The organism is Candidatus Cloacimonadota bacterium (assembly GCA_034661015.1).
GTDB lineage: Bacteria > Cloacimonadota > Cloacimonadia > JGIOTU-2 > JGIOTU-2 > JAYEKN01.
In genome coordinates this window covers 1-11,154 of sequence record JAYEKN010000216.1, presented here as the reverse complement: position 1 = coordinate 11,154, position 11,154 = coordinate 1, and the positions used below count along the sequence as shown (strand labels likewise).

The following is an 11,154-nucleotide window of genomic DNA, read 5'->3' as shown; positions in this document are numbered from 1 at the left end:
GACTTCAACAAGGTATCCGGTGGGAAAAAAATAATAAACCCGTAAGAGCTGTTTTTCTTTTAATCGGAACATTAGATATGCGAGAACATCACTTGAAAGCTTTGATGGCTGTAGCTCAACTGATTCAAAATAAAGACTTCTTCACAAAATGGAATCAAGCCAAGGGCGCGGATGATTTAAAATCATTAGTAAGACTATTACCGAGAAGTCGAAGTGGGAAATCCAATCAATAATTTAAAATTTATTAGAGTCTATCCGTAAAGTACTATTTTTCGACCTCACCCCGACCCTTCCGCCGGCTGGCGGAGAGAGGGAGATAAAAGTTCCCCTTCTCTTTGAAGAGAAGGGGTTAGGGGATGAGTTGTAAAAAGGATGAAGAATATATTTTACTTGATATGCTACTTCACGGACAGACTCTAATTATTGATAGGAAAGAAAGGAAAGTTTGAAAGATATTAAATGTAAAATATTGAAAACGGAAAACGAATTAAGAGACTGGAATGAGTTTGTCGCTCGATCGAAAATGTGCCCGATTCTCCAATCTGTAGAATGGGGTGAACTGAAAAAAATATCCGGTTGGCAACCTATTCGCATTTCCATTTTGGAAAATGATAAAATAATCGCCGGTATTTCCATCTTAAAAAGAAAAATTCCCTTTATCGGAAAATCGATTTTCTACGCTCCACGAGGTCCAATTGTAGATTATCATGATGAAAAAATATTTTCTATACTAATAGATCGGATAAGAGAAGTTGCCAAAAAGCATAATGCCATCGTCCTGAAGATAGACCCGGAAGTGGATGAACAAGACCAAAAAGCGAAAGAATTATTAAATAAATTTAAATTTGTTCGACTCAAAAAACAAATTCAACCGCGAGCAACTTTTTTTCTTGATCTCACCCAAGATTTGGACACGATTCTTTCGAATTGCAAATCCAAACACCGCTATAATATTCGGCTTGCATTGAAAAAAGGGGTAACAGTTCAGGAGATGACGAATGAAGAAGGGATGAACCGATTTTATGACATCTACGAAGAAACCGCTAACAGAAATAATTTTATGATCCATCCCCGCGAATATTATCGGCGTGTTCTCCAAATATTAGAGCCGGGAAAAATGGTTAGGATATTCGTTGCTTTTTACAATAAGAAACCGATCGCCTCGGTTTATATTTTCTGCTTCGGTGAAAAAATCTGGTATATGTATGGCTCATCTTCAAACGAATATCGCAATGTGATGCCCAATCACGCAATCCACTGGGAGGTGATAAAATGGGCGAAGGAAGTCGGTTTTAAAATTTACGACCTTTGGGGAATTCCGGTCGATCCAAAACCGGGTCATCCTCTTTTCGGAGTTTACAGATTCAAGCAGGGATTCAAGGGACAAAAAAAGATTTTCATCGGAATGCACGATCTGATTCTCAAACCTTTTTGGTATTATTTGATGAATAAGGGAATCAAAACCTATATGAATCTCCGAAGTTTGATTAGAAAAGGAAAAATTTCCGATTCGCTGGAAGAGTAGATGAAATTAAATAAATTATTAGAAGAAATTGAATTCACGGATGTGAAAAATGTTTCAAATCCGTCAAATATCGAAATATCGTCTATCACTTTTGATTCACGAAAAGTAGAAACAAATTCCCTATTCGTTGCTGTGAAAGGTGAAAATTTTGACGGGCATCAATTTGTGAAAAATGCTATAAAAAAAGGTGCTTCAGCAATTGTGGCGGAAAATGACAATTTTGTTATTTCCAATCCAAAAACGCCATTTATCATGGTTGATAATTCTCGCAGAATATTGGCACATCTTGCTGCAGCTTTCTATGGTCATCCCTCCCGAAAAATGAAAATTATCGGCATAACCGGTACAGACGGAAAAACTACCACTGCCACAATTATTTATCATATTTTAAAACATGCAGGAAAAAAAACCGGCTTGATTTCTACTTTGCAGGCAAACGTGGGAAACAATATCATCGAAACCGGATTCCACACAACAACGCCGGATTCTGTTACGTTACAAAAATATCTCGCGATAATGGTAGAAGCGGGTACGGAATATGCCATCATAGAAACTTCATCACACGGGCTAGCTCAATATCGGGCAGAAGCATGCGATTTTGATGTGGGAGTTATAACTAATTTGACGCCCGAACATCTTGATTATCACAAGAATATTGAGGAATATAGAAAAGCAAAAGGTAAATTATTTCAATATTTAAGTAATCCAATGGAAAGCAAATCCGGTAAAAAAATCGCAATATTAAATAGAGATGATGAATCTTATGATTTCTTTCAGAAATACAAATCCGATATTTCAGTTAATTATGGAATAAAATTTAAGGCGGATTATCGGGCAAGCGAGATTGATTTTACAGCCGAGAGGACTAAATTTGTGGTTACATCTCCCCCTACTGATTATGAAATTAGCACAAATTTACTGGGGAAATATAATGTGAGCAATATTCTGGCAGCAATCACAGTTTGCGCTCAATTGGGGATAAAAAAGCAGAATATTGTTAATGGGATCTCTCAAATCAAAAGAATAACAGGAAGATTAGATCGAATCGAACATAGTGCAGGAAATTTCAATATTTTTATTGATTTCGCCCACACCCCGAATGGATTGAAAAACGTGTTGGAAACGGTTAGAAAATTTACAAAAAATAAAGTTCATGTAATTTTTGGTTGTCCCGGATTTCGGGATCACTCAAAACGAAAACCAATGGGTGAAATTGCTGCCAGACTTGCCGATAAGATTTATATTACTGCTGACGACCCTCGCACAGAATCTTTACAAAAAATTATGAGTGAAATTGCAGAGGGTTGTATGCTTCAAAACAAAGTAGAAAAAAAGGATTTCTGGAAAATTGCCAACAGAGAAAAAGCGATTCGGAAAGCAATTTTGTCTGCTGAAGATGGTGATACGGTTATTGCTTGCGGAAAAGCCCATGAAAAAACCATTGCCATTGGTACCGAAGAAATTCCATGGGATGAGTATGCGGTGGTTCAACGGGAAACCTTGCGAATGGCTCAAATCCTTCGCAAAGGTTAACAGTAAACATAGTATGAATCACACAATTACGGAGGTTTTATCACAGATAATGCAGTAGGGTTAAAAGATTGGGAAAAAGGTAGATAACATATTGCTATAAAGCAAATTGTGGGTAATCGAAAAAAATATAATAGCCAGCATTCATGGCTGGGTAAGAAAACAACCACAATAATACAGGGCGTTCACGCCCTTTTTCCACTCCAAAACGCTAATTAGGGTGCATCCGTAAAGTAGCATATCAAGTAAAATATATTCTTCATCCTTTTTACAACTCATCCCCTAACCCCTTCTCTTCAAAGAGAAGGGGAACTTTTATCTCCCTCTCTCCGCCAGCCGGCGGAAGGGTCGGGGTGAGGTCGAAAAATAGTACTTTACGGACAAACGCTAATTAGAGTCTATCCGTAAAGTCGTATTTTTGCAATAATTATCCGCAGATGATTCGACGCAGATAAACCCCAAGTGGAATATAAATGCAAAAACATTCCACAGGGCAAGCACTGATTATGCTGATAAACCCCTGTTGAATATTAAAATACAAAGCATTCAACGGGGCAGGCGCTGATACTACACTTTTTATAATTAAATTTTTTATCTTGCGTAAATCATTTTCTTCAGCGTTCATCTGCGTCGAATCCCTACTTTACGGACAGAAACTAATTCGTCAATCTGCTTTTCAGCCTTTCTCGGTTCAGAACAAGTCCGTGAGATATTTCCGAATTATTCAAACTAATTTGAATCAATGCCTTTCTTTGCACCATCTGCTCATGCGTAAAATGTTCGTTATTTGATGTTTTTCCGCTGGCGATCAAACGCTGAAGCAGGTCTGCCATGCTGCGAGGATCATATCCGGCGCGGGTAGCGTAAATTATTCCATATTTATCCGCTTCTTCTTCGTATTCCGCATAACGTCCGGCAAATATCCTGCCATAGATTGACATACTCATGCTTTCCAGCTCTTCCTCAACTGCTTTGAGAGAATCATCCATAGGACCAAAATTTTCTTCCGTTTCTTCATCAAGATCGGCAAATGAATCTTCGGCAATTATTTGCACTTTGCGTTCTTCCAGCTCTTTCATTCCGTGATAACAGGAAACGTGGGTAATTTCGTGCCCGAGAACACAGGCGAGTTCCGCTTCATTTTCCAGAAAATCAAGCAAACCCTTTGTGATAAAAATTATTCCTCCCGGGCAAGAATAAGCATTTGGTTGGGGAATATCCAGAATGAAAAATTTGAAGGGAATATCATAGGCATTGCTTGCCTGAACAACCAGATTTCCCACAAAATTTACATAATCCTGAACGGACTTATTTTGATATAATCCCATTTCGGAAATAGCCGCGGCAATTCCTATTCCCATTGCATCTTCCTCAAAAGTAAAATATGTGGGTGCTACCAATTCCGGCAATTCTACTTCGTTTCTAATTTTGTTGAGATCCATATTTTTATAGGTTTCAAAGCGGAATTGTGAAAATTGATCCGAATCCAGAGAATAACCCACAAATATTTCCACAAATTTTTTATCGCCCTTTAGATTCTTGCAGAATTTTCCGCCCAATCCTTTGATACCGGCAGTCAATTCAGCCTGATTAACTCTTTTAACTGCTCTCTTCTTTCCCATTTGAGCAAATGTATCTGTGTCGTGAGAACTGAAATCGTTCCTTCTTGTTTTTCCTTCAGTAATTTTTTTTGCAACATATCCGGTGAGAGAATCTACATTGATTTTATACCAGCCGTTTGTTTCTTCAATTATTGCAATTTCCATACCTGACGGAAGTTCTGCGATGGATGGATAATATGAACCGGGACCGGAACGCAAAAGGGCATGTTCGCGGTTGATCGTGCAATTGGATTTCTCTTCCGAATAAACCGATTGGTTTAAGAAAAGAATCGAAAAAAATATTATAAACAAAGTTAGACTTATTTTTTTTCTTATCATTTTACCTCCATAGTTAAAACGCCATCCCAATTTTTGGGTGGTTTTTTCTTGAAATCAATACAACGTTTCAGCATAATTTGAGACGGAGGGTCAGAGAATGAGCCCTCGGTAAGTTTTTTAAAGATCTCAATAGCTTTTTCCCATTTTCCAGTCCGGTAGAATCCCAAAGCTTCTGTGTATTTCTCAATTAGTTCAGACAATTCTGCGGTGGCTTCGTGATTTTCTGCAACAAGTTCATAAATCTTTGTAGGCTTCTTTTTGCCTTTCACTCGTAAAGTGTCAAGTTCTCTGCAGATGAAAGATCCGGAAATCAGATCGTAGGTAGATTGGCTGATTATCACATTTGTTTTATAGACTTTATTCACACCTTCCAGTCTTGCAGAGAGATTTACCCCATCGCCGATTGCGGTGTAATCCATTCGCAACTTCGAGCCAATATTTCCAGCCACGATTTCTCCGGAATTTATCCCAATGCGAGTGTGAATGTGGAAATTATAAACAGAGGATTCCTCAATTTGGGGATTTGAAAGCAATTTCCGGCAATAAGTGCGATGAGCAAGCGCTACTTTGCAAGCGAGAACAGCGTGATCTTCTCTTTGAACCGGAGCTCCAAAAATTGCCATCAAACCATCTCCGGTGTATTTGTCCAGCAAACCGTTGTTATCAATGACAATTTGAGTAAGTTTTTCAAAATATTCGTTGAGTAATTTAACCAGTTCCGTAGGTGTGTGCCCTTCTGAAAAAGTAGTGAAATTTGCAATATCGGTAAAAAGAACGGTTGCCTCGATTTTGTTTCCACCAATTTCCACTTCATTCGGATGTTCCAAAAGGGATTTTATTACATCAGGATGCAAATAACGGGTAAAGACTTTGCGAATTTCACGTTTCGACTGCCCTTCCATTAAAAAGCTAACTGTTACAATTGCAAAATACATAATAAAAAATCCGAATAATGGCATCGTGATATTCAGCAAAATTCTTTGTCCGGACCAAAGCCAAAGCGATAATCCCAAAATATAAATCAGCAAGGCAATCATTAACGGGTTACTGATTCTTGGTTTGAATCGGGTAAAAATCAGGAAAGTGAGAAAAGCAGCAAAAATCGTGTTTAACAAATTCAACCAAAAAGGAACCACAGTTACAAAATCCCGATTGATAAAATTGCTAAGAATTGTTGCCCATATCTCAAATCCGGGATATGGCTTTACAAATGGAGTAGTACGCAGGTCAGACAAACCGGAAGCAGTTGCCCCAATAATAACATATTTATTTTTGAACTTATTATGAGAGATGGTTGGCTCCAAATCCTGTTCCAAAGCACTTGCGGATTGGATCACGGCTGCAAAAGGAATGTATTGAAAAAATCCATCCGGGCCGCCACTTCCATACCAGTTAATTAAGTATTTCCCAGATTTATCTACAGGAATTGTGTTGTTTTCAAAGGAGATTGATTTATGCGTTTGGATAATATTAGTCCGCTCGTTTTCTTTTTGTAATAAACAGGCAAAGGCTAACTGCGGATAATATTTGTTCTGATATTTAGAAATTAGCGGGGCGCGACGAATAATTCCATCATTATCGGCTTGAATATCTATTATACCAATTAGATTTGTAGCATTCAGCAAAGTGTCAATCGGGAAACTTCCTCCGACATTGTTTGGGTGTAAATATTTGTTTGAAGATGATTGAAAATTCAAGGCGAATCTGTTAATATTCGGCATCATTCTTAAAGAATCTCTTGAGAATTTTCCTGCAAGTATGGTTTTGCCGTAATTTTTTATGGCTTGGGCAAAAGCCCCGTCTGTCTCCTCCGCATCTGTTTCGTCCCGATTGATATCCGGATCGTCGAACATCATATCAAATATCACAGCTTTCGCTTCGACTTTGGAAAGATAGTCAACGAGAAAACCATAGTAGCTTCGAGGCCATTTCCAATAAATCCCAAATGAAGAAAAATAATCGAGACTGGAATCATCAATAGAAACGAGAACGATGTTCGTATCTGCTTTTGCGGGACACGTGAATTTCCGGAAGCGATAATCCAGCGTCTTCAATTCGAGTTGTTTGCCAAACTCACTTTCTTGCAAAAAAGAGACTATGAGCGAAATAACAATTGCGAGAAAAAATCCGATGTACCATTTTTTATAGTTTTTTGTTAATCGTGCTTTTGGAAAGTTCGTTTTTTTCATGATTTTCTGCTTTTGTCTCTGATTTAAAATCAAGTTAAATTAAAATATTTCAGGGAAGAGGAATACCGTAATCCCTTTCTCCTAAACGGTTTGTGTAGGAACGCTTTGGAAAAGCGTAATCCGATTCGTATTCTGTTTCTCCGAAACGGTTATTGCGAAGCCTGATTTTACTCTCCCCAAATTAAAGTAAACTCGGTTCCCTGACTTCTGTCTAAAGTTAACTTTCCACCCAATTGCCCTTCACCCAGCATCGTGATGAGTTCAAAACCAAAAGCACCGGCATCATGAAGATCAAGTTCAGCAGGAATGCCAATCCCATTATCCTTAACAACGAGAGTAAATATGTTTGGGGAAGTTTTCTTCAAGGAAACGCTGATAATGCCATCTCGTCTGTTCGGGAATCCATGTTTCAGCGAATTCGTTACAATTTCATTAACTATCATTCCGCAGGGAGAGGCTATCTCAATGTCCATCTTAACATCTTTTATATCGAATTCAAGATTAATATTTCCCAAATCCGCTGAATAAAGATTAAACAGTTCGTGCACAATCTGTTCAAAGTATTTTCCCATATTTATATTATGCAAACTTTCTTTGTTATAGAGATGGTCGTGTACAAGTGCCATTGAGCGAATTCTATCTTGGGTTTCTATAAACAAAGTTAATGCTTTTTCATCTTCAACATATCCCGTCTGCAAATTCATCAGGCTATCAATCATCTGCCAATTATTTCTAACGCGGTGATGAATTTCCATCAGCAAAGAGCGATTTTCTTTTAGTTCTTCTCGCAATTTTTCCTGTGTTCTGATTTTTTCCGTAATATCAACTGCAATTATCTGGATTAGAGGTTTGCCAAAATAAACATAGAAAGAGAAGGAGGCGTCCAATATTCGATGTTCGCCGTTTTTTATGATAACCGTTTTCGTTCCCATCCGGATTCCGCCTTCTTGTGCTTTGGAGACTTGATTTAAAATATTTTGAGTTTGCTCTTTCTCTTCCGGCAGGATCATGCAAAGAGGTTTGCCAATCAGTTCGTTTCTGGTGTAACCAAATAATTTTAGGGTAGCCGGGTTTACATCTTCAATAAAGCGAGTTTCAGGTTCCACAAGCAAAATCGGAGTAAGGGCTTTTGTGAAGAGTTTTTTATATCGAAGTTGGGATTCTTTGATATTCATTTCTGCCTGTTTGGATTTAATAGCCTGAGCAATCTCACCCGAAACAAATTCCAAGATTTCCAGATCATTTTCCGTATAGAGATTCGGATTATCATAGCTTTGAACAGCTACAACACCTGTAACAATATTATCAATTTTTAAAGGAACACCAAGCCAAATTTTGGAATCAGGACCTATCATTTCGACTTTTCCCTGTTTGCTTAATTCGCGGAAAATTGTTTCAGGAGCAAATAGAGGTTTTCCGGTTTTAATTACGTAAGCAGTAAGGGTTTTTCCAGCAGGAAATTGTAAAATTTTATCCTTTTTGTCAGCTATATAAGGAAGAGAAATTAAATCGGTTTTTTCATCATATAATGCTACATAGAAATTCGTAGTATCAATTATTTCTCCGAGATATTCTTGTATCTTCAAATATAATTCGTTCAGGTTTTGGGTTGTGTTTACGGCAGTTGAAATATTAAATATTGTGTTTTGAATTTTTTCCGCTTGTTTGAGTTCTGTGATGTCCAGCAGAGACGCAATGCTCCTTTTTGTTCCGGGAATTAAATCAATTTCAATAAATATATAATGAATCTTGCCAAATTTATCAATTAATTTGAATTCGTATCGGTTGGGAGCTTCCCCATCTTTAGCACGCCGGGCATTGTGATGGGATTTCATTCTTTCAAGATCATCTTTGGCAATTAATTGTGTCCATTTCATTTTGCCTTCAATTTCCTCTTTTGAATATCCCGTTAGCTGTTCGCATTTGCTGTTTGCTAGGGAGATAATTGTATCTTCTTCAATAATAACGGTGGCTGTTCCGGTATTTTCAAATACTGTGCGATATTTTTTTTCACTAAGTTTTAGTTCTTCGGCTGCTTTTTTGCGTTCCGTGATGTCTTCTGCAACTTTAACATAGTTAGTAATTGTGCCATGCTTGTCAAAAATAGGAGAAATAGAAGCTGCTTCCCAAAACAATTCTCCATTTTTTCTTTTATTGTGAAACTCTCCCCGCCATATATTACCGGAAGAAATTGTATCCCACAAATCTTCATACATCTCATCTGGTAGGTTACCGGCTTTCAAGATTCTGGGATTTTGACCAATCGCTTCTTCAAATGTATATCCGGTGATTTCCGTAAATTTTGGATTAACATACTCCAGATTTCCCTTCAAATCCGTGATTGCAATAACAGAAGGACTTTGTGTAACTGCTGTGGATAGTTTTCTGATTTCTTCTTCTGATTTTTTTTGTTCGGTAATGTCCACAATAATCCCTCGCATACCGGCAGGTTCATTGTCTTTGAGAATTACATTTGAGTATATTAAAATAGGAAATGTGCTTCCGTTTTTGCGTAAGGCAGTATATTCGGGATTCCCAAATTCGATTCCATGCAGTATGTTTTGGATATGTTTTTTTGCCCTGTATCTATCTTCCGGGATCAGTGCTTTCAAAAAATTAAATCCCTTATCAAATTCTTTTTGAGAATATCCAAAGGTATTAAATACCTGTTTATTCACAAAAGTAAGATTCCCTTTCAGATCTATTTCATAAATTATTTGTGGCAAGAGATTTGCCATGTCTCTGAATCTTTCTTCAGATTTTTGGAGCTCTTCCACTGCCTCCTTTCTATTAAATGTCTCGGTAATGAAATTAAGAAAATGATACATATCCAATGGTTTTTTTTCGTAAGAAAGAATCTCCTTACTTTGCACAGATATTATGGCGGTCTCAAGGGAAGCATGCCCGGTAATAATGATATATTCACTTGTCAGGGAAATTTTTTTCAGCTGCGAGATTAGTTCCAAACCGCTAATATCCGGCAGATTTACATCAACGAGAACGAGGTGAAAACTATCTTTTTCAAAAAACTCTTTGGCGGTTTTTCCATCCGAGGCTGATTTTACATAATATCCTTCTTCATCCAGAATATCAGAAAGCGATTCGCGTATTCCTTCGTCGTCATCAATAATTAGAATCTTTTTTTTATTCATTGTTTACCTTTCTTGGGAATATTTTGGAATAAAATATCCGCGATATTTTTCTAAGCAGACTGGAGTTCACTCATCTTTTTTCGAGTGGAGTTCAGAATGCGGAACTTTTTCAAGGTTCGTCTGAAGTCCATCCGTAAACTCAAATTCCTGACCTTCATCACGAAAATGTGAAAAAGCAAAATATGTTTCCAGATCATTTTTTTTCAAACCGGCAGTTATAGATTCATTATATCCGTTATAGGATCGGGCGGAAATTGAAATTTCCGACTTTAAACCATTATCTTTCTGAATTTTTGTCTTGATATTTATGACTCCGGAAAAAGCACATGAACCATAAAGAACAGAACCGGGACCTTGAATAATTTCGATGTGATCAATTGCATCGAGAGGAAATGTGTCATAAACGGAACAGTTCAGTCCACCTGTTCCGGGATCTCTGATTGGTCTTCCATTAAGCAATATCAAGATATGATTATTATATGGCGTTGTAGATTGGGCACGAAAGGAAACCACATTATCTGTAAAACAATTTGCCGACAAAAAAATTGCCCCAACAACTCGATTTAGAACTTCGCCTAAATTTTTGGCGGAATATCCTTTGATCTCTTTTTGGGAAATAACTGTGATAACACTCGGTGCATCTTCGATCTTCTCGGACTTTTTGGAAGCGGTGGTTACCATAGTCATTAAATCTTCCATACTCAAGTCCATCAAATCGTTCGGTTCTGAAGCCAATAAAGAGGGAGTTCTACAAATAAATAGCGAGATGATTATTAATAAAACAGTAATTTTTGTTCTCATGGGTTCTTCTTTCCATT

Annotated in this window: 8 protein-coding genes; 3 read left to right on the top strand and 5 right to left on the bottom strand. The window is 37.5% G+C overall.

Annotated features, from left to right (window positions below):
• The 3 genes from U9P79_08345 to U9P79_08335 all read left to right on the top strand — a co-directional run.
• On the top strand, positions 1–233 hold a 233-nt coding region (locus U9P79_08345; protein MEA2104632.1), incomplete at its 5' end, for a PTS sugar transporter subunit IIA.
• 212 nt (positions 234–445) lie between these two features.
• Positions 446–1,525 (top strand): peptidoglycan bridge formation glycyltransferase FemA/FemB family protein, encoded by a 1,080-nt coding sequence (locus U9P79_08340; GenBank protein MEA2104631.1) that lies wholly within the window; start codon positions 446–448, stop codon positions 1,523–1,525.
• Positions 1,526–3,058, top strand: coding sequence for a UDP-N-acetylmuramoyl-L-alanyl-D-glutamate--2,6-diaminopimelate ligase (locus tag U9P79_08335; protein ID MEA2104630.1), 1,533 nt, complete (start codon positions 1,526–1,528; stop codon positions 3,056–3,058).
• A gap of 141 nt (positions 3,059–3,199) precedes the next feature.
• Here U9P79_08335 and U9P79_08330 read toward each other — a convergent pair whose 3' ends face one another.
• The 5 genes from U9P79_08330 to U9P79_08310 all read right to left on the bottom strand — a co-directional run.
• Positions 3,200–3,334 (bottom strand): hypothetical protein, encoded by a 135-nt coding sequence (locus U9P79_08330; GenBank protein ID MEA2104629.1) that lies wholly within the window; start codon positions 3,332–3,334, stop codon positions 3,200–3,202.
• A gap of 377 nt (positions 3,335–3,711) precedes the next feature.
• Positions 3,712–4,995 carry a M48 family metalloprotease gene (locus tag U9P79_08325; protein MEA2104628.1) on the bottom strand — a complete coding sequence of 428 codons (1,284 nt, stop codon included), beginning with the start codon at positions 4,993–4,995 and terminating at the stop codon, positions 3,712–3,714.
• Complete coding sequence (locus U9P79_08320) at positions 4,992–7,184, bottom strand: adenylate/guanylate cyclase domain-containing protein (GenBank protein MEA2104627.1); 2,193 nt, start codon at positions 7,182–7,184, stop codon at positions 4,992–4,994. The genes U9P79_08325 and U9P79_08320 overlap by 4 nt, the downstream gene beginning before the upstream one ends.
• 167 nt (positions 7,185–7,351) lie before the next feature.
• Positions 7,352–10,336 (bottom strand): PAS domain S-box protein, encoded by a 2,985-nt coding sequence (locus tag U9P79_08315; GenBank protein ID MEA2104626.1) that lies wholly within the window; start codon positions 10,334–10,336, stop codon positions 7,352–7,354.
• A 66-nt stretch (positions 10,337–10,402) separates the two neighbouring features.
• Positions 10,403–11,154 (bottom strand): TonB-dependent receptor plug domain-containing protein (locus U9P79_08310; protein ID MEA2104625.1); only part of this gene is annotated, 752 nt, incomplete at its 5' end.

Bases quoted from the DNA above. Each gene is read 5' to 3' on its own strand.
- U9P79_08335 (MEA2104630.1), top strand. From the start codon at position 1,526: ATGAAATTAAATAAATTATTAGAAGAAATTGAATTCACGGATGTGAAA.
- U9P79_08315 (MEA2104626.1), bottom strand. From the start codon at position 10,336: ATGAATAAAAAAAAGATTCTAATTATTGATGACGACGAAGGAATACGC.
- U9P79_08325 (MEA2104628.1), bottom strand. From the start codon at position 4,995: ATGATAAGAAAAAAAATAAGTCTAACTTTGTTTATAATATTTTTTTCG.
- U9P79_08330 (MEA2104629.1), bottom strand. From the start codon at position 3,334: ATGAGTTGTAAAAAGGATGAAGAATATATTTTACTTGATATGCTACTT.
- U9P79_08320 (MEA2104627.1), bottom strand. From the start codon at position 7,184: ATGAAAAAAACGAACTTTCCAAAAGCACGATTAACAAAAAACTATAAA.